The following is a 16,725-nucleotide window of genomic DNA, read 5'->3' as shown; positions in this document are numbered from 1 at the left end:
GGCGATCGGCCTGCTGGCGCTCCAGGAGGCTGGCCCGGTCGCCGAGCGGGACGCCCGCGCCCGGCGGCGGGGGGACGCGCTGCTGCGCGAGCTTTCCGGCCTGCAGGCCGAGCTTCTCGCCGGCCGGGTGGACCCGGCCCGGCTCCAGGCCCTTGCCGCCCTGGCCGAGGGCGAGTCGGCGGCGGATCCGGCCCTGGCCGCGGCGGTCGCGGCCATCGCTCTCCGCGCCCGGATCGAACTTGCACGCCGCGGCATGGAGTGATCCATGTCACCTGTCTGAAAAGCGCGGGGATTCAGTCGTTTGTCGTGAAGGACCCTCTTGGCTTTCGCCAGGGGGCGCGTCTATGTTCCGCCCGCTTTCAGAGGGGGGTCCGGCAGGCGCCGGGAAGGCGCCTCGGACCTTCGCGCCGGGGGAATTGGACTGAACATGCTTGTGACGCTGCCGCCCGACTATCGACCCTCGGACGCCGAGGAATTCATGAGCCCCCTGCAATTGGAATACTTCCGCCAGAAGTTGCTCCGCTGGCGCCAGGATCTGCTGCGGGAAGCCGGCGAGACGCTCTCCTCGCTCTCCGAGGGCGGGATCGCGGAGCCGGACCTCAGCGACCGCGCCAGCGTCGAGACCGACCGGGCCCTCGAACTTCGCACCCGGGACCGGGCCCGCAAGCTGATCAGCAAGATCGACCAGGCGCTGGAACGGATCGAGACCGGGACCTACGGCTATTGCGAGGAAAGCGGCGAGCCGATCGGCCTGCGTCGCCTGGAGGCCCGCCCGATCGCAACCATGAGCATCGAGGCGCAGGAACGCCACGAACGCATGGAACGCGTCCACCGGGACGATTGAGCGCGCTTCGGGCGCGTTTTTTTGTGCCCGCGGGGGGGGCGAGGGCCTCAGGCGAAGCGCGGCGGCGGGTCGTCCAGGCCCGTGGGCGGCTGGGCCAGCGGGTCGCGCTCGATGAGGCCGGCGTCGTCCTCCGTCACCCGCCCGACGCGCGAGCCGACCGGCCACACGGCCAGGCCCTTGCGCGGATAAGGTTTCAGCAGGGCGAGGAGGGCGGCCTCGTCCGCCTCATCGGCGCCGAGCCAGGCGTCCCAGGCCTCGGGCGGCAGGATCACCGGCATGCGGTCGTGCAGCACGGCGAGTTCCGGCGCCGCCGCCGTGGTCAGGATGGTGAAGGTCCGCAGGATCGTCCCGTCCGGCTCGCGCCAGCCTTCCCACAGCGCGGCTAGCGGCATCGGCGCGCCATCGGCCATGGCCACCGCGAAGGGCTGTTTCGATTTCGGGCCGAGCATCTGCCATTCGTAGAACCCATCGGCCACCGCGATGCCGCGGCGCTTGCGGAAGGCTTCCCGGAAGGCGGGCTTCTCGGCGACCGATTCGCTGCGGGCGTTCATCATCTTCGCCCCGCCCGAAGCATCCTTCGCCCAGCGCGGCACCAGGCCCCAGCGCAGGGCATCGAGATGGCGGGCGCCGGTGTCCGGGTGGCGGCGCACCACGAGGCCATCCTGCGTCGGGGCCCGGTTGAAGGAGGGGACGAGGTTCGGCGTCGCGTTCCTCGTGCCGAAATGGCGCGCGATGTCGCCGGAGGAACGCTGCTGGAAATACCGTCCGCACATGGGGCGCGATCCTGGGTTGCGTGGACAATCTCACGAAAGGGTATGCCCGGGGGCGCCGGCTGTCCCGAATGGCCCGGCGATGGCGCCTCGATGTCCCGCCGGTCCCGCAGAAGCCTGCTTCGCGGGAGCCGCAGCGCCGGGAATGCCAACGTAGCAGCCGAGCCACGACTTCGGGCCCATTCCATGGCCCCGGATCCACCTGCACCGCGCGTGATACGCTGACCGCCCGCCTTGTTCGACGAGGTGACCGATGGCTGCCTACGAACTGCATTACTGGCCCGGCCTGCAGGGCCGCGGCGAATTCGTCCGGCTCGCACTGGAGGAAGCCGGCGTCGCCTATCGCGATGTCGCCAAGGAAGGGTCGGAGGGCGAAGCCTCCGTCATCGTCGCCACCGGTCTCGATGACCCGGGGATGGCGACGCCACCCTTCGCCCCGCCGTTCCTCAGGCACGGCAAGCGGGTCATCGGGCAGACCGCCGCGATCCTTCTCTACCTCGGTGATCGGCACGGCCTGGCGCCGAAGAGCGAGACCGGGCGGCTCTGGACCCACCAGTTGCAACTGACGATCGCCGATGCGGTGTCCGAGGCGCACGATACTCACCATCCGATCGCCTCGCGCCTCTACTACGAGGACCAGAAGCCCGAGGCGAAGCGACGCGCGGAGGATTTCTGCCGGTACCGGATGCCGAAGTTCCTGGGGTGGTTCGAGACGGTGCTCGACCGGAACCCGAAGGGCAGGGGCCATCTGGTCGGCGCCCGCGTGACCTATGCCGAGCTATCCCTGTTCCAGCTCGTCTCGGGCCTGACCTACGCCTTCCCGAAGGCGTCCCGGACGGCCTTGAGGAAGGCTCCGAAGGTCGCAGCGCTCACGAAGGCCGTTGCCGCGCGCCCGCGCATCGCCGCCTACCTCGCCAGCGAGCGCCGCATTCCGTTCAACGAGTATGGAATCTTCCGGCACTACCCCGAACTCGATCCGTAGAGCGAAAGCCCATCAGGAAAAGGATGAGGCGGATGGAGGCCGGTCAGACGGTCCCGTCCGGGACATGGCGGCATTTGCGCCAGGCCCGGCGGTTGGTTCTCCGGAAGCACAGGTGGGCGGGCCTGGCCGATGGTCGATCGGCCTGCCCCGGTGATGACTGAAAAAGGCGCGCCGCCCCCACCTTGGGGGGCGGTGCGTATCCTGTTGCTCTCCGTCAACCTGCGAAGCCGCGCCCGGCGATGAGGCTGACCAGGAAGAGCACGAGGAAGATGACGAACAGGACTTTCGCGAAGCCACTCGCCGCCGAGGCGATGCCGCCGAAGCCGAGCACGCCAGCGACCAGGGCAACGACCAGGAAAATCAATGTCCAGTACAGCATCGGGCGTCTCCGTCTGTTGGCGGTCGGATAACGCGGCGCATCGCTGGAGGTTGCGGCGCTGCCGCATTTCCGTGCCGCGAGGCGCAGTTCGGAGGCACCATCGCTGCGCCACCTGCGCGGCAGGCGCGCGGCCGTGCTTGCGGATGCGGCCGATCAGCAGGCCGTCACCAGAGCGCCCATGCGCGGAGCAAGCGCTTCCCGCGGGCGGATGGCCAGGACGCGGGCCGTGGGCCGCGTCGGAGAACGGGCTCAGACCGCCGGCGCGCGGCCGCGCATCACCGCCTGATATGTCGCGATGGCCAGCGCGAGCGGCTCGAAGGGCTTGCTGATCACGAAGGCGGGCTCGACACCCTCGGCGGTCAGCAGCCGCTCGGGATAGGCGGTGACGAAGATGACCGGCACCGACATCGCCTGCTGGATGCGCGCCACCGCGACGCTCCCGTCCCCGCCCCGGCCGAGGTTGATGTCTGCGAGGATCAGCCCCGGTTGCCGGTTCTGCGCCAGGCGCACCGCCTGCGCCTCGCTGGAGGCGATCCCGACGACGCGGTGGCCGCAGGCCTCGACCAGGCGCTTGAGGTCGAGCGCGATCACCGGCTCGTCCTCGATGACGAGGATGTCGGTCGCGTTGACGGCGCGCAGCGCGTTGCGCCCGGCGTCGAGTTCGCGCTCGGCCTCCTCGCGGGGAATGTCGAGGACGGATGCGGCGTCCCCGACATCGAGGTCCTCGAGCGCGGTCAGCAGCAGGAGGTGGCGCTGCACGGCGCTCGGCCCCTCGTCGGCGACCGCCGCCGGGGCCGCGAGCGCCACGGCGGCATAAAGGGCGAGCCGGGGCGGGAGGTCCGGCAGCGGGGTGGAAAGCGCGGCTGCGACGAGGCTGTCCCCGGCCTTCTGCGCCCCGGTCAGCGCGCGCGCATAGCGGCGGGCATAGGGAAGGGCGCGGAGCAACTCGGGCTGTGTCGCTGCGTTCATCTTGGCACCTGTTGCATGGAGCCTATGGTCAGGGGAATGGAAGTTTCGGGCCAGTCGATCCCATGAAGGACGGGTCGGACGGATTCCGCGAGGCCCTCGCCGGGCTGCTGCCGCAATTGCGCGCCTTCGCGCGGTTCCTCGCCCGCGATCCGGCGCGCGCCGACGACCTCGTGCAGGAGGCGGTGGTGCGCGCCATGGAACGGGAGGCGCAGTGGCAGGCCGGGAGCGACCTTCGCGCCTGGTGCTTTCGTATCCTGCGAAACCTTTTCCTCGACCAGCAACGCCGGCGCGCGGTGGAGGCACGCGGCCTCGCGGACATGCCGGCCCGGCAGGTCCAGCCGCCGGCGCAGCCCGGTGCGGCCGAACTGGGCGACCTTGCGGATGCCATCGGGCTGCTGCCGCCGGCACAGCGGGAGGCATTGTTGCTTGTCGCGGCCCTGGAATTCGAGATCGCGGAAGCGGCAGCGGTGATCGGCGTGCCCCCGGGCACCGTGAAGGCGCGCGTTTCCCGCGCGCGGGCCACGCTGGCCCGCCGCTTGGGCGAGCGGATCTGAGCGTCCTGGCCGCATGGCCGCTGCGGAACCCTGCATGTCGGCGGCAACGCGCACCGGACGAGCAGGGTTTCATGCGTAAATAGCATATCAGAAATGCAAATTCCGTCGATCTCCGATGCAACCTCGAACGCGCTCGACCCGTTTGTCGGGCATGAGCACGCACCTCGACGCCCCCGCCCGGGCCCCCGTCGATCACCCCGGCGGCTTTGTCTTCCACGACGAGCTGATCGCGCTGCTGCCGCGATTGCGCGTCCAGGCCCTCTCGCTGACGCGATCCAGGGCGGATGCGGACGACCTCGTGCAGGCCGCCGTGACCAATGCGCTCGCAGCTCAGGCGAGCTTCGCCCCGGGCACCAATTTCGGCGCCTGGATGTACCGCATCCTCCGCAACCGCTTCATCTCCGACCGCCGGCGGGCCCGTGAGACCGTCGACATGGACGATGCGCCGAGCGAAGCCTTCGCGCGCCCGGCCAACCAGGAGGACAGCCTCGCGCTGCGCGAGCTCCGCGCCGAAATGATGCGCCTGCCGGCTGACCAGCGCGCGGCCCTCGTGATGGTCGCCGTGGACGGCATGTCCTACGAGGACGTGGCGAAGGCGATGGGCTGCGCCGTCGGCACGGCGAAATGCCGCGTGTTCCGCGCGCGGCGGGTTCTGGAACAGCGCCTGCTCGGCGGGGAGCCCGAAAGGCGGAACCGGCCCGCGGATCGCGGCGCTGGCGCCGCCGCCGGGCGCGCGCGTAGCATGTCGCCCCAGGTGGAAGGGGTGGCGCCACTTCGGCACGGACGGTGATGGACGAGACTGAAAATGACATGAAGGGCGCGCCGGGACCACCGGCACGGGGGCGGAGGCAGAAGAAGTCCGTCCCCGATGCCGCGTTCGACATCTGGCTGCGCCGCGGGCTGCACAAGATGTTCGACGACGTCGCGCGCGAGCCCATTCCGCCCGAACTGCTGAAGCTGATCGAGCAGGACCGCCGGAAATGAGCCCCGGCGGCGCAGCGCCGCCGCAGCCCGATGCACCACGACCGGGCATGCTCGCGGGAGTCCGCGGCAGGCTCCTCGTCCTCGTTGTCACGGCCACCATTCCGATCGCCGGCATCGCCGGCGCCAATGCCTGGGGGTCGTACCTCGCCGCCTTGTCCCAGGGGCTGCGCGACGCGCTGATCCTGCGCGAGGTCGCGGCGGCCCGGCACGGCGCGGCGGTGGACGCGCTCAAGGACATGATCGCGGGCATCGCGCGCTTCACGACGCTGCCCGACATCCCGCCCGAGGCCTGCGATGCGGAACTCGCGCACCTCCGGGCGTTGAAACCCGACCGCTACGGTAATTTCTGGCTGCTCGACACGGACGGGACGGTCATCTGCAGCGGCGTGCCGTCGCAACGCGGGCGCAACCTCGCGGGCCTCGACTACGTGCAGCGCACGCGGGCGACGCGCCAGATCAGCGTCGGCCAGTTCACCATGGGCGCTGTCCCCGACCGCACGGTCCTGCCGGCTGCCGCGCCCATGACGGGGCCCGATGGCCGTCTTCGCGCCATCGTCGGCGGCGAGTTGTTCCTCGACTACTTCCTGCGCAACGAGCGCGGGTCGGATGTCGCGAGGCCCCACCATGTCTGGCTGCTGGACCAGGACGGCAAGGCGCTGCCTCTCGGCGACGCGCCGGCGGCCGCACTTCCGCCTGCGGGCATCCTCGCCGAGATCGGCACGACGGCCGACGAGACGCAGCGCGGCACGTCGCGCGGCGGCGTCGCCTACGCCTGGTCGATCAAGGAACTGAACCCCGGTCTGCGGCTGCTCGTCGGGGTGCCGATGCAGGATGCGGAGGCCGAGGCGATGAGTGCCCTCCTCCGTCGCGTGGCCGAACTCGCCGTCTTCCTCGGAGCCTGCGTGCTCGCCATCCTGGTCGGCGTCGAGTTCGGCGTCTCGCGCCCGCTGCGCCGGCTCGCGGCGCGCGTGCGCAACTGGGCGCCTGGCCGCGCCTTCGAAGCCGACCCCGATGCCGGCGGCCCGCGCGAGGTGCGCGACCTCGACCGCGCGCTGATCGCCGCGGCGGATGCCCTGCAGGAACGCGATGCGGCCCTTACCGGCGCCCTGCGCCAGCGCGACCTCCTGATGGCGGAGATCCACCACCGGGTGAAGAACAACCTGCAGGTGGTTGCCTCGCTGCTCAGCCTGCAGGCCGACCGCTTGCGCAGCCCGAGCGCGCGAACGGAATTCGCGGTGGCGCGCGACCGCGTGCAGGCGCTCGCGACGCTGCATCGCCATCTCTACCTGCACCAGTCCTTCGAGCGAATCTCGCTGCGCCCGTTCCTCGAGGAACTGTCCCGGCAGCTCGGCGATGCGCTCGGCGCCGGGGAGGAGGACCGCATCTCGATCGTGATCGAGGCCGACGACGTGGAGATGGGGTCCGACCAGGCGATCTCGCTCGCGCTGCTGCTGACGGAATCGGTGAGCAATGCGATCCGCCATGCCTTCCCTGACGGGCGCGAGGGAACGGTCACGGTCACCTTCCACACCGAGGGCGACGAGGCGCATCTCGTCGTTCACGACGATGGCGTCGGCCTCGGCGACGCGGCCGCGCCGGGGGATGGTCTTGGCCTGCGCCTGATCGAGGGCTTCGCGGCGCATCTCGGCGGCGCGGCGGAAGTCACCACGGAGGGCGGCACGCGCATCTCGGTGCGCTTCCCGCTGCTGCGCCGGGAGGTCGAGGAGACGCCGTCCAGCGCGGCCTAGTGTCCTGCCCGCGAAGTTCGTTGGATTTCCAGCGAACGAAGCGAACAAGCAGGCCACTGAAAACATAGGCTAGTGGCCTGAGAACGAAGTCCGCAGGATTTCGGAATCAGGACACTAGCGCGGTCTCCGGTCGCCGCGGCTCACGAACGCCGCTCCAGGCCCTTGTTTCCGCGAGCATCCTCGCCCGACCAGGCGATTCCACCTGGTCGGGATCTGCTCCAGCGCGGCGAGCCGTCGGCAACCGGGATGTGATCCGGCCCAGACAGGCCGCGGCGGCAACCACCCGTTCGGGCATGCGTTGTTCCAACGCAACCGAAGATGGAGTGGACCATGACCCCCACGATCCGGGCCGCCTGCGCGGCCGTGCTGTTCGCCGTGCCGCTGGCCGCCTGCGACGATGGGCCGGCGGAACGGATCGGCGAACGCGTGGACCGCGCCGCCGAGGAGGTCCGCGACGCGATCGATCCGCCGAACGGCCCCGCCGAACGGATCGGCCGCGCGCTGGACCGCGCGACGGAATAGCCGAGCCCGGGCGCCGGGGCGGCACTGCCGCCCGGCGCACGGAACGTCCTACCCAGACAGACGAACGCGCCGACGGGTTCCTCCGTCGGCGCGTTTCTCTTGCGCGCGAGGTCATGCCTCCTGCGTGCACCGCACGACCGCGCCTGCGGTCAGGCGATGGCGGGCCGCGCGATGGCAGGCTCGCCCTCCGGGCTCAACTCGGCCGCGGCCGGTTGCCGCGACGTGCCGAGCCGGGAGGCGAGGGCATCAAGGCCGCGCAGTACCGGTGCGGGGGCAAGCTCCGCGGCAAGCTGCGCGGCCGCCGATGCATCGGGCGCGAGGCCGAGCACGGTGCGGCCCCCCTGTTGCGCGATCGCGCGCGCGCGGCGCAGCCGAGGGGCGGAGACCGGCTGCACCGCGCACAGGATCGCCACCTCCGCCGCTTCGCCCTCCTCGGCCTGGCGCCAGCCTCGCAGGGTGGCCATGGCGCCGGCGCAGCCGGCAAGCGCCCGGTCCGCCGGGCCGGCGATGCCGATCACGCGCACCGCCGTGTTTCCGGCGGGCGTCTCGCTCACCAGAGCCTCGGCGACCGCGGTCAACCCGTCGCCGATGCGCGCGGCCGCTGCGGCGCTGAGCACGCCGCCGGCGCGGTCCTCGCCCAGCGCGATGACGGCCGGCAGGACCAGGTCGCGCAGGGTGGCGCCGGGACCTTCGGCCTCGGCATGCTCCTCGGCGATCTCCTGCGCGCCCTCCGGGTCGTGCGCGAGGAAGCGCTGGTAGAAGCGAAGCGGCGCGGGCAGCGCCTCGCCATTGCCGAGCAGGATCTCGAGGAAGCCGAGCGCGGGGACATGGCGGCCCAGGATGACCAGGCAGGCGGTGATCGGCGGCGCGAGCAGCAGCCCGATCGGCCCCCACAGCACCGTCCACACAGCCGAGGACACGAGCAATGCGAGCGGCGTGAGGCCTGTCGAGCGCCCGTAGAGCAGCGGCTCCAGGACATGCGTCACCAGCCCGTCCACGATGGCGAAGGCCAGCAGCACGAGCAGCGGTTCCGTCCACCCCTTCCCGGTTGCGAAGGCGACGATCAACGGCAGGGACAGGGCGATCCACACCCCGAGGAAGGGGATGAAGCGCAGCACGAAGGCAAGCACGCCCCAGAGCGGCGCATTGGGCACGCCGATCACCGTGAGGGCGAGCCCCATCCCCATGCCGAATGCCGCATTCAGCATCATCTGCATCAGCAGGTAGCGGCCGATCCGGTCCGTGGCGTCGGCCATGGCGCGCGTGGTGCGGTGCAGGTCGTGCAAGCCGGCCAGGCGCAGGAAGCGATCCCGGACATCCTCCCGCTGCATCAGCAGGTATGCCATCAGGAGCAGCGCGACGGCGAGCGAGGCGGCGGGCGCGGCGATCATGCCCGCCATGTCGAGCACGGTCTCGAGCGCGCCCGCGCCGCCACTCGCCGGGGCAGCGGCCATCGGCGCCGGAACGCCCCCGTGGCCGCGGCCGATTTCCTCGGACAGCCGGCGCAGCGTGCCAGCCGCGCGGTCGAGCACGCCCGAGCCTTCTGCCAGCGCATGGAGTTTCTGCCGGAGGTTCGCCTCCCAGCTCGGCAACTCCGCGGCCAGGGTGAGAACCTGGGAGGTGACGAGCAGCACGATCGAACCGATCGCGGCCAGGCTGACGACCAGCAGCAGCGCGACGGCGATGGGCCGCGGAAGCCCGATGCGCTGCAGCAGCCGCGCCGGCGGAATCAGCACCACCGAGAGCAGCAGCGCGAGCGCCATCGGTATGAATACCTCCCGCCCCAGATGCAGCACGGCGAGCACCATGAGCGCCGCGATCACCCAGAGCGGGTCCGGCCCGCTCGCGGGCTTGCTGGCGTAGTCGTCCGGTCCCTTCGGCACGATCGGCTCCCGAATTCTCGATGCGGGAGGAACGCGCGCGGAAGGCAGCGGGTTGCCGCGATCGCAACTTTCGCCGCCGCCCGCCGTTTCATGGGCAGATGATCGCCAGAGGAGAAACGGGAATGGCACGGGCCAGCGAGCGCACGACGAACGATCGGGTCGACGCCATCGCGCGCGATGCGATGGAACTGACCCAAAGCGAGATCTCCGCGCTGCGAGAGAAGGTGGAGGCGCTGATCAACGAGCGCGTCTCGCCTGCACTGTCAGAGGCGGCCGAGCAGGCCGTACAGGCGGCCGCCGGGACCTTGCGCCGTCAGACTGACAGCCTGGCGCGCAACGTCCGGGCACAGCCCTTCGCTGCCGTCGGCGCCGCGGCACTCGCCGGGATTGCCGTCGGCCTGATGCTGCGGCGTTGAACCATGCATACCCTGCAATTGCTGGGCGTCGCGGCCGAGGCGGAAGGCCTTCGCCTCCGGCACGAGGCCTCGGCGGTCGCGCGGCGGGCCGGCTGGGTTGCAGCGGCGACCGTGTTCGGCGTGGCGGCGCTCGCTTCGGCGCACGTCGCGGCCGTGACGGCGCTCGAGCCTCGCCTCGGGCTGCCCGGCGCGGCCGGTGTCGTCGCGCTGGCGGACCTCGTGATGGCGGGGGTGTTGCTGCTGGCTTGCCGGCGGCGCCGCGATCCGGTGGTGGAGGAGGCTCGGGCGCTGCGTCGCACGGCGCTTGCGGCCGCCGCGTCACGATCCCCGCTGCAGGAGGCGGCGGCAGCGATGATGGGCAGCGCCTCGGCTCCGATCCTCGGCGCCGTCGCCGGGCAGGCGCTGGCGAGCTTGATCGAGCGCCGGCACTGAGATCAGGCATCTACGCATGCGACAGGGGCCCCGGACGATGCCGGGGCCCTTTGGCTTGGATGGGAAATGCCGAGGCTTGGTGGTGCGAATGGCGCAACTGCCTTCGCCACCTGAAGGCCGGGAATGTTTCGGCAGGACGGCCACGGGCGGCACGCCTGCCGCCCGTGGCTGGTCAGTGACGCTGGTCGATCAACGCCAGACCGGACGGCCGAGATTGATGGTGTTCGGACTCGTCACGGCTCCACCGACTGCGCCGACCGCGCCGCCGATCAGTGCGCCGGTTCCGGCACTGCCCGAAAGCGAGCCGATCGCGGCACCGGTGCCCGCCCCAAGCAGGCCGCCCGAGATGGCGCGGTCGCCTGGAGTCACGCCGCAGCCACCAAGGGCGATGGTGCCGGCGATGGCCAGGATTGCAGCCAGGCTGCGCTTCATCGCAGGTCTCCTTCTCCTCCTGGCGATTCAACGCGCGATGGACGGATTCGTTTCCGTGTCCCTTCATCCTTCGTGAAGCAGGCCGCCGCCGAAGCGGTGATCCGAGCGTCGGTGTCGCCCGCACCGGGAGTCTCGTGCGGCTGTCTTCACATTGACGTCCGGACTGCCGGAGGAAGGCTCCCGAACTTCCGGATCCTGGGATCGAACTTTCAGAAGGGCAGGATGATGTCCAGCAACTCCTGCCCGACGCGCGGTCGCTGCACGTCGCTGATGGTGCCGCGCCCGCCATAGGCGATGCGGGCCTCGGCCAGCCGGTCGTGGCGCACGGTGTTGTCGCTCCCGATGTCTTGCGGGCGGATCACGCCGCCCACCGCCAGGTCGCGCAGCTCGCTGTTCACCCGCACCTGCTGGCGGCCAGTCACCACCAGGTTTCCGTTCGGCAGCACCTGCGCGACCGTGGCGGCGACGCGCAGCGTCACCGTCTCATTGCGGCGTATGGCGCCGGTGCCGTTCACCCCGCTGGTCGAATTGGCCTGCACGAGTTGCGACGGGTCGATCCCCGTCGGGAACAGGCGGGCATAGGAGGATTCCAGCCCGAGCAGCCGCGGCAGGCCCATGCCTTCCGTGTTGTCGCGGGAGCGGATGGTGCGGTTCTCCAGTTCCGCCTCGTCCTGGATCGAGACCAGCACGGTGACGATGTCCCCCACCGCCGCGGCCCGCTGGTCGCGCAGGAAGGTCCGGCTGCCCGGCCGCCACAGCGAATTGTTGGCGAGCGGCGGATCCTGCGGGTTCGGCATCGGCATGGAAACCGGCCGCCAGCGCGGGTCGGCGGTCGGGTTGGTCACGCCCGCCATCTCTGGCGCGTCGCCGAGGCGCGACAGGCGCTCGGCGCCCGAGCAGGCGGCGAGGAGGAAGGGAAGTGCGAGAAGTGCGGCGCGGCGCATGGTCAGTTCCTCCGCGCGACGACGAGGGGCACGGCGCCGGACAGCACGCGCACGCGGCCTGGGCCGATCGCCTGCGCCTCCACCACGGAACGGGAGGCGAGGTTCATCACCGTCACGCGCTCACCCATCGCCGCGGCTTCCAGCGCGCGGCCCTGCGCGGTCAGCGCGAGGCCCGGCGCGTCCAGCAGCATCAGCACCGGCTGGTTCTTCGCCACCACCACCGGGGCGACGAGGTCCACCAGCATGAAGGGCAGGTCGCTGCCGATCGGGCGGCGCATCTGGCGGCCGATGACGTCCTCGACGCGCTGGGCGGTGCCGGGGCGGACGCGCTCGGCGCGGACGCGGCGTTCCTCGATGTCGCCGGGGCGGACGATCTCCCCGACCGCGAGGCGGCGCGCGGCAACCACCACCGGCACGGTCGGCAGCGCGCGGCCCGTGATGCGCAGGCGTTGCGTCGGCATGCCATCCGCGGCGATGACTAGGGTAGCGGCAAAGCGGCGGCTGGTGGCGTCGTAATGCGCGGCCTCGATGGCGATCTCCGGCAGCGCCGTGACCGGGACCAGCGGCGGGGCGAAGCCGGGGAGTTCGATCTCCGCCTCCTCATCGGCGCCGAGGCGCACGAGGTCGGGACGCAACAGGGATTCGATCTCGTCGCGCGGGATGGGGCGGCCGGGACGCTCGACGATGCTGCGCTCCTCGCCGGACAGCGGCCGCCAGGGCAGGCCGTGCCGCCGCGCGATGGCGGCGAGGTTGGCGGCATCGAGCACCATCCGCCGCCCCGGCGCGGGGGCCGCGCCGACCGCCTGGGGGGCGAGCGGGCCGGCATTCTCGAACAGGTCGCCGAGGCGGAGCATGGCGTCCTCCGCCAGCACCAGCGGGCGCGGCGCGGGCGGGGGCGCCCCGGCCTGGGCCGGCAGGGTGAGGGCGGGCAGGAGGAAGAACGCGCGGCGGAGCATCAGCGCAGCCTCGTCAGCGTCGAGAGCATCTCGTCGGAGGCGGTGATGACGCGGGAATTCATCTCATAGGCGCGCTGCGCCGTGATCAGCGAGGTGATCTCCTGCACCACGTTGACGTTCGAGGTCTCGATGAAGCCCTGCATGGTCTGGCCATAGCCCGGCTGGCCGGGCGCGGCCTGCTGCGCATCCCCGGAGGCCGGGGTGGCGAGGAAGAGGTTGTCGCCGACCGCTTCCAGCCCGCCCTCGTTGGCGAAGATCGCGAGCTGGATCTGGCCGACATTCTGCGGGTTGGTCTGGCCATCGAGTTTCGCCAGCACCTCGCCTGCCGCGTTGATGGTGACGTCGCGCGCATTGGCCGGGATGGTGATGCCCGGCTGCACGACGAAGCCTTCCGCCGTGACGATGGTGCCTTCCGCGCTCAGGCCGAAGGTGCCGTCGCGGGTATAGGCGGTCTCGCCTGAGGGCAACTGGATCTGGAAGTAGCCGTTGCCGCGGATGGCGAGGTCGAAGCGGTTCTCGGTCTGCTGCAGGTTGCCCTGTTCGCTGATGCGATAGACCGCGGCGGTGCGAACGCCCAGGCCGATCTGCGCGCCGGAGGGCAGCACCGTGCCTGTATCGGCGGATTGCGATCCGGTGCGGCGCAGGTTCTGGTAGATCAGATCCTGGAACTCGGCGCGGCGGCGCTTGTAGCCGGTAGTCGAGATGTTCGCGATGTTGTTGGAGATGACCTCGACATTGTTCTGCTGGGCCATCATGCCGGTGGCGGCGACGTGGAGCGATCGCATCGGGGGCTGACCTTTACGAGCGGCGGCGCAGGATGCGCTCGACGGCGGTGGAGAGGCGCTCGCCCTCGCGCTCGGCGAACTGGGCGGCGAACTGGAATTCGCGGAGTTCGGCGGTCAGCCGCGTCATCTCGACGATGGGCTGGACGTTGCTGCCTTCGAGCACGCCCTGGCGGATGGCGGGGCGGTCCAAGGGCTGGGGCTGCTCGCCCACGGCGTCGAACAGGCGGTCGCCCTCGGCGCGCAGGGCCTGCACGCTGTCGAAGCGGACCACGCGCACGCGGCCGAGCACGCCGTTCTCGCTGCGGATGGTGCCGTCGCCCTGGACCTCGATGCGGGTGTCGTTCGGCGCCACGGCGATGGGCTCGCCTTCCACGTTGAGCAGCGGATTGCCGTCCATGTCCACGATCCGCCCGGCATCGCCGATGGTGAAGCGGCCGGCGCGGGTGAAGCGTTCTCCGCGCGGGGTTTCCACGGCGAAGAAGCCGTCCCCAGTCAGCGCGAGGTCGAGCGGGTTGCCGGTGACCTGCATGGGGCCAGTCTGCATTTCCCGCCAGGTGGCGCGGTCCTGCACGAAATGGGTCTGGCGGCCGCCGGGCGGCGTGCCCCCGGGATCCTGGCGGGCGACGAAATCGGCGAAGACCGGCCGCAGCGCGCGGAAGCCCGGCGTGTCGGCATTGGCGACGTTGTGCGCCAGCACCTGCGTCGCGCGCGACTGCAGCGTCAGGCGCGAGAGGATGATGTAGCCCGGGCTGTCCATGCGGCGCGTCTCCGGTCGAGGTCCGCGGCACATGGGGCAATCGGCGTGCCAGGCCCGGGCGGGGCCGGGGGCGGCATTTGCTGCCGGGCGGCGGCAGCAAAGGCCCGCCGGCCCGGCAGTTCCGCGCGCGCAAGCCTTCCTTAACGGCGGGGGCCGATGCTGGGGGCCTTGCAGGAGGCAGGGCATGTCGGCGGCGCCGCAGGCGGAACAGAATAGATCGGGCAGGAAGAAGCTACTGCTGGTCGCGCTGCCGCTCGTTCTGGGCGGTGGGGGCGCGTGGCTGTGGTTCGGCGGGATCCTGCCGCCGCTGCTCGGCATGGGGCCGGCCGGCGCTGCGCCTGAAGGCAAGCCACGGACGGAGGCGCCGCGCCCGCCGGCCTTCTTCGACATGCCGGAGATCGTGACCAACCTCAACGCCACCGGGCGGCGGCCGGTCTTTGTGAAGCTTCGCAGCAAGCTCGAGATCGCGCGTGCGGAGGACGGCGCCGCCATCCAGGCCGCCATGCCGCGGCTGCTCGACCTGTTCCAGACCTACCTGCGCGAGACTCGACCCGAGGAGCTGCGCGGTTCCGCCGGCACCCATCGCCTGCGGGAGGAACTGATCGCGCGCGCCAACATCGCCGTCGCCCCGCCGGCCGGCAGCACGCAGCCCGCGCCGCGCGTCACCGACGTGCTCTTCACGGAGATCCTGGTCCAGTGAGCGGCAGCCAGGAGGAGGACGATCTCGCCGCCGCCTGGGGCGCGGCGCTGGAGGAGGAGGGCGCCGAGCCCGCCGCCGCGGCGCCGACGCCGGATGCGACGCGCGTGCTGAACCAGGCTGAGATCGACAGCCTGCTCGGCTTCGAGAGCGGGTCGGGCGGCAGCGCCGAGGAAAGCGGCATCCAGAGGATCATCTCCTCGGGCCTCGTCTCCTACGAGCGCCTGCCGATGCTGGAGATCGTCTTCGACCGGCTGGTGCGGCTGATGTCCACGACGCTGCGCAACTTCACCTCCGACAACGTGGAAGTATCGATCGACGGCATCGTCTCCCTGCGCTTCGCGGACTACCTGAATTCCATCCCGCTGCCGGCGATGCTCGGCGTCACGCGGGCGGAGCAGTGGGACAATTACGGCCTCGTCGTCGTCGATTCCGCGCTGATCTATTCGGTGGTGGACGTGCTGCTCGGCGGGCGGCGCGGCACGGCGGCCATGCGCATCGAAGGCCGGCCTTACACCACCATCGAGCGGACATTGGTCGAGCGGCTGATCGGCGTCGTGCTCGACGACATGACGGCGGCCTTCGAGCCGCTCTGCCCAGTCGAGTTCAAGTTCGACCGGTTGGAGGTGAACCCGCGCTTCGCCGCCATTTCGCGTCCGTCCAACGCCTGCGTGCTGGTGCGCCTGCGCGTGGACATGGAGGACCGCGGCGGCAAGCTGGAACTGCTGCTGCCCTACGCCACGCTGGAACCCGTGCGCGAACTTCTGTTGCAGCAATTCATGGGCGAGAAATTCGGCCGCGACAGCATCTGGGAAACCCACCTCGCGGAGGAACTGCGCAGCACCGAGGTCGCGCTCGACGTGGTGCTGGACGAGCAGTTGATGCCGCTGTCCTCGGTGCTGGCGCTGAAGGTGGGGGACCGCATCGCGCTCGGCGTCGCGCCGGGTGCGCCGGTGCGGCTGTGCTGCGGCGACATCCCGATGTTCGAGGCCGAGTTGGGCCGGCAGGAGATGCGCCTGGCGGTGCGGATTGCCCGCGCGCTGGAACGCGGCCGGCGGATGGAGGGCTGAGCCATGTCGATGCTCGAATGGCTGTTGCAGGTGGTGCTGCTGGCGCTGCTCGGCGCCGCCATCCCCTTCGCGCTGCGGCTGGAGCGGAGCCTGCGCGAGATCCGGCGCGACCGCTCCGCGATGGAGGGCAGCGCCCAGGGCCTGTCCGAGGCCGCGCGCATGGCCGATGCGGCGATGGTGCGGCTGCGCGCCTCGGCCGAACTTGCCGGCCGGCAAGTGGCCGAGCGCACCGCGGCGGCCGAGCCGCTGCGCGACGACCTGCGCTATCTGATCGAGCGCGCCGAGACGCTCGCCGACCGGCTGGAAGGGCTGGTGCGCGCCGGGCGGCCGCTGGCCAACGAGGCCCCGCGCGCGGCCGAGCAGCCGTTGCAGTCCCAGGCCGAACGCGACCTGATGCGGGCGCTGGCGCTCGGCGCGGGCAAGGCGGGACGGTGATGCTGCGGCCGCGCCTGTTGCCGATGGCGATCGTCGCCATGGCCGCGCTCTTCGTGGTCAAGGCCGGCGGGCTGTTCGGGGCGCTTGAAGCGCCGGCGGGGGTGATCGCCCCGGCGCGCGCGGCCGATCCCCCCGCGGCCGCGCCGCGTGAGGTGCCCCCGCCGGT

22 protein-coding genes are annotated in these 16,725 nt (G+C 71.3%); 13 read left to right on the top strand and 9 right to left on the bottom strand.

The window, feature by feature from the left end; all coding sequences use genetic code 11:
• Together GXW76_RS21545 and dksA are read left to right on the top strand one after the other, a co-directional pair.
• The coding region (locus GXW76_RS21545; protein WP_272876124.1) for a flagellar assembly protein FliX at positions 1-262 on the top strand (262 nt) is incomplete at its 5' end.
• A 165-nt stretch (positions 263-427) separates the two neighbouring features.
• On the top strand, positions 428-844 hold the full coding sequence (gene dksA, locus GXW76_RS21540; protein WP_211864168.1) for an RNA polymerase-binding protein DksA: 417 nt from the start codon (positions 428-430) through the stop codon (positions 842-844).
• A 47-nt stretch (positions 845-891) separates the two neighbouring features.
• Here dksA and GXW76_RS21535 read toward each other — a convergent pair whose 3' ends face one another.
• Positions 892-1,617: an SOS response-associated peptidase gene (locus tag GXW76_RS21535; RefSeq protein ID WP_211864167.1), complete on the bottom strand. Its 726-nt coding sequence runs from the start codon at positions 1,615-1,617 to the stop codon at positions 892-894.
• 250 nt (positions 1,618-1,867) lie between these two features.
• Here GXW76_RS21535 and GXW76_RS21530 point away from each other — a divergent pair, with 250 nt between their 5' ends.
• Complete coding sequence (locus GXW76_RS21530) at positions 1,868-2,596, top strand: glutathione S-transferase (RefSeq protein WP_211864166.1); 729 nt, start codon at positions 1,868-1,870, stop codon at positions 2,594-2,596.
• 214 nt (positions 2,597-2,810) lie between these two features.
• On the opposite strand, the gene GXW76_RS21525 is transcribed toward GXW76_RS21530, so the two are convergent.
• Complete coding sequence (locus GXW76_RS21525; protein ID WP_211864165.1) at positions 2,811-2,975, bottom strand: DUF1328 domain-containing protein; 165 nt, start codon at positions 2,973-2,975, stop codon at positions 2,811-2,813.
• Positions 2,976-3,224: 249 nt separating this feature from the next.
• On the bottom strand, positions 3,225-3,944 hold the full coding sequence (locus tag GXW76_RS21520; protein WP_211864164.1) for a response regulator: 720 nt from the start codon (positions 3,942-3,944) through the stop codon (positions 3,225-3,227).
• A gap of 62 nt (positions 3,945-4,006) precedes the next feature.
• Here GXW76_RS21520 and GXW76_RS21515 point away from each other — a divergent pair, with 62 nt between their 5' ends.
• From GXW76_RS21515 to GXW76_RS21495, 5 genes are all read left to right on the top strand, one after another.
• Positions 4,007-4,498 (top strand): sigma-70 family RNA polymerase sigma factor, encoded by a 492-nt coding sequence (locus GXW76_RS21515; RefSeq protein WP_211864163.1) that lies wholly within the window; start codon positions 4,007-4,009, stop codon positions 4,496-4,498.
• Between the two features lie 151 nt (positions 4,499-4,649).
• Positions 4,650-5,288, top strand: coding sequence for a sigma-70 family RNA polymerase sigma factor (locus GXW76_RS21510; RefSeq protein WP_211864162.1), 639 nt, complete (start codon positions 4,650-4,652; stop codon positions 5,286-5,288).
• A 20-nt stretch (positions 5,289-5,308) separates the two neighbouring features.
• Complete coding sequence (locus tag GXW76_RS21505; RefSeq protein ID WP_456307116.1) at positions 5,309-5,482, top strand: NepR family anti-sigma factor; 174 nt, start codon at positions 5,309-5,311, stop codon at positions 5,480-5,482.
• A 47-nt stretch (positions 5,483-5,529) separates the two neighbouring features.
• Positions 5,530-7,230: a sensor histidine kinase gene (locus GXW76_RS21500; protein ID WP_211864161.1), complete on the top strand. Its 1,701-nt coding sequence runs from the start codon at positions 5,530-5,532 to the stop codon at positions 7,228-7,230.
• Positions 7,231-7,560: 330 nt separating this feature from the next.
• Positions 7,561-7,752 (top strand): hypothetical protein, encoded by a 192-nt coding sequence (locus GXW76_RS21495; protein WP_211864160.1) that lies wholly within the window; start codon positions 7,561-7,563, stop codon positions 7,750-7,752.
• 149 nt (positions 7,753-7,901) lie between these two features.
• On the opposite strand, the gene GXW76_RS21490 is transcribed toward GXW76_RS21495, so the two are convergent.
• Positions 7,902-9,635 (bottom strand): AI-2E family transporter, encoded by a 1,734-nt coding sequence (locus GXW76_RS21490; protein WP_211864159.1) that lies wholly within the window; start codon positions 9,633-9,635, stop codon positions 7,902-7,904.
• A gap of 122 nt (positions 9,636-9,757) precedes the next feature.
• Between GXW76_RS21490 and GXW76_RS21485 the strand changes: the two genes are divergently transcribed.
• Both GXW76_RS21485 and GXW76_RS21480 read left to right on the top strand, forming a co-directional pair.
• Positions 9,758-10,051 (top strand): hypothetical protein, encoded by a 294-nt coding sequence (locus GXW76_RS21485; RefSeq protein WP_211864158.1) that lies wholly within the window; start codon positions 9,758-9,760, stop codon positions 10,049-10,051.
• Positions 10,052-10,054: 3 nt separating this feature from the next.
• Positions 10,055-10,483 (top strand): hypothetical protein, encoded by a 429-nt coding sequence (locus GXW76_RS21480; RefSeq protein WP_211864157.1) that lies wholly within the window; start codon positions 10,055-10,057, stop codon positions 10,481-10,483.
• Positions 10,484-10,672: 189 nt separating this feature from the next.
• On the opposite strand, the gene GXW76_RS21475 is transcribed toward GXW76_RS21480, so the two are convergent.
• The 5 genes from GXW76_RS21475 to flgF form a co-directional block, all read right to left on the bottom strand.
• Positions 10,673-10,915, bottom strand: a complete 243-nt coding sequence (locus GXW76_RS21475; RefSeq protein ID WP_211864156.1) for a YMGG-like glycine zipper-containing protein — start codon at positions 10,913-10,915, stop codon at positions 10,673-10,675.
• A gap of 209 nt (positions 10,916-11,124) precedes the next feature.
• Complete coding sequence (gene flgH, locus GXW76_RS21470; protein ID WP_211864155.1) at positions 11,125-11,859, bottom strand: flagellar basal body L-ring protein FlgH; 735 nt, start codon at positions 11,857-11,859, stop codon at positions 11,125-11,127.
• A gap of 2 nt (positions 11,860-11,861) precedes the next feature.
• Positions 11,862-12,815, bottom strand: a complete 954-nt coding sequence (gene flgA / locus GXW76_RS21465; RefSeq protein ID WP_211864154.1) for a flagellar basal body P-ring formation chaperone FlgA — start codon at positions 12,813-12,815, stop codon at positions 11,862-11,864.
• Positions 12,815-13,600 carry a flagellar basal-body rod protein FlgG gene (gene flgG / locus GXW76_RS21460; protein WP_211864153.1) on the bottom strand — a complete coding sequence of 262 codons (786 nt, stop codon included), beginning with the start codon at positions 13,598-13,600 and terminating at the stop codon, positions 12,815-12,817. Before flgG ends, flgA begins: the two co-directional genes overlap by 1 nt.
• Before the next feature lie 13 nt (positions 13,601-13,613).
• Positions 13,614-14,357 (bottom strand): flagellar basal-body rod protein FlgF, encoded by a 744-nt coding sequence (gene flgF / locus GXW76_RS21455; RefSeq protein ID WP_211864152.1) that lies wholly within the window; start codon positions 14,355-14,357, stop codon positions 13,614-13,616.
• 184 nt (positions 14,358-14,541) lie between these two features.
• On the opposite strand from flgF, the gene GXW76_RS21450 reads away from it, so the two are divergent.
• From GXW76_RS21450 to GXW76_RS21440, 3 genes are read left to right on the top strand one after another with little or no spacing between them, the layout of a single operon-like run.
• Entirely contained in the window at positions 14,542-15,057 is a 516-nt protein-coding gene (locus tag GXW76_RS21450) for a flagellar basal body-associated FliL family protein (RefSeq protein ID WP_211864151.1), read from the top strand.
• Positions 15,054-16,124: a flagellar motor switch protein FliM gene (gene fliM / locus GXW76_RS21445; protein WP_211864150.1), complete on the top strand. Its 1,071-nt coding sequence runs from the start codon at positions 15,054-15,056 to the stop codon at positions 16,122-16,124. The genes GXW76_RS21450 and fliM overlap by 4 nt, the downstream gene beginning before the upstream one ends.
• A gap of 3 nt (positions 16,125-16,127) precedes the next feature.
• A complete protein-coding gene (locus GXW76_RS21440; RefSeq protein ID WP_211864149.1) occupies positions 16,128-16,559 on the top strand; it encodes a DUF6468 domain-containing protein in 432 nt (143 codons plus the stop codon).
• The last annotated feature ends 166 nt before the right edge of the window (positions 16,560-16,725 follow it).

The sequence above is a fragment of the Neoroseomonas soli genome (assembly GCF_018129065.1).
Lineage (GTDB): Bacteria > Pseudomonadota > Alphaproteobacteria > Acetobacterales > Acetobacteraceae > Neoroseomonas > Neoroseomonas soli.
This window is presented reverse-complemented; position numbering and strand designations above follow the sequence as displayed.

Coding starts and splice junctions, on each gene's coding strand:
- dksA (WP_211864168.1), top strand. CDS start 428: ATGCTTGTGACGCTGCCGCCCGACTATCGACCCTCGGACGCCGAGGAA.
- GXW76_RS21535 (WP_211864167.1), bottom strand. CDS start 1,617: ATGTGCGGACGGTATTTCCAGCAGCGTTCCTCCGGCGACATCGCGCGC.
- GXW76_RS21530 (WP_211864166.1), top strand. CDS start 1,868: ATGGCTGCCTACGAACTGCATTACTGGCCCGGCCTGCAGGGCCGCGGC.
- GXW76_RS21525 (WP_211864165.1), bottom strand. CDS start 2,975: ATGCTGTACTGGACATTGATTTTCCTGGTCGTTGCCCTGGTCGCTGGC.
- GXW76_RS21520 (WP_211864164.1), bottom strand. CDS start 3,944: ATGAACGCAGCGACACAGCCCGAGTTGCTCCGCGCCCTTCCCTATGCC.
- GXW76_RS21515 (WP_211864163.1), top strand. CDS start 4,007: ATGAAGGACGGGTCGGACGGATTCCGCGAGGCCCTCGCCGGGCTGCTG.
- GXW76_RS21510 (WP_211864162.1), top strand. CDS start 4,650: ATGAGCACGCACCTCGACGCCCCCGCCCGGGCCCCCGTCGATCACCCC.
- GXW76_RS21505 (WP_456307116.1), top strand. CDS start 5,309: ATGAAGGGCGCGCCGGGACCACCGGCACGGGGGCGGAGGCAGAAGAAG.
- GXW76_RS21500 (WP_211864161.1), top strand. CDS start 5,530: ATGCTCGCGGGAGTCCGCGGCAGGCTCCTCGTCCTCGTTGTCACGGCC.
- GXW76_RS21495 (WP_211864160.1), top strand. CDS start 7,561: ATGACCCCCACGATCCGGGCCGCCTGCGCGGCCGTGCTGTTCGCCGTG.
- GXW76_RS21485 (WP_211864158.1), top strand. CDS start 9,758: ATGGCACGGGCCAGCGAGCGCACGACGAACGATCGGGTCGACGCCATC.
- GXW76_RS21480 (WP_211864157.1), top strand. CDS start 10,055: ATGCATACCCTGCAATTGCTGGGCGTCGCGGCCGAGGCGGAAGGCCTT.
- GXW76_RS21475 (WP_211864156.1), bottom strand. CDS start 10,915: ATGAAGCGCAGCCTGGCTGCAATCCTGGCCATCGCCGGCACCATCGCC.
- flgH (WP_211864155.1), bottom strand. CDS start 11,859: ATGCGCCGCGCCGCACTTCTCGCACTTCCCTTCCTCCTCGCCGCCTGC.
- flgA (WP_211864154.1), bottom strand. CDS start 12,815: ATGCTCCGCCGCGCGTTCTTCCTCCTGCCCGCCCTCACCCTGCCGGCC.
- flgG (WP_211864153.1), bottom strand. CDS start 13,600: ATGCGATCGCTCCACGTCGCCGCCACCGGCATGATGGCCCAGCAGAAC.
- flgF (WP_211864152.1), bottom strand. CDS start 14,357: ATGGACAGCCCGGGCTACATCATCCTCTCGCGCCTGACGCTGCAGTCG.
- GXW76_RS21450 (WP_211864151.1), top strand. CDS start 14,542: ATGTCGGCGGCGCCGCAGGCGGAACAGAATAGATCGGGCAGGAAGAAG.
- GXW76_RS21440 (WP_211864149.1), top strand. CDS start 16,128: ATGTCGATGCTCGAATGGCTGTTGCAGGTGGTGCTGCTGGCGCTGCTC.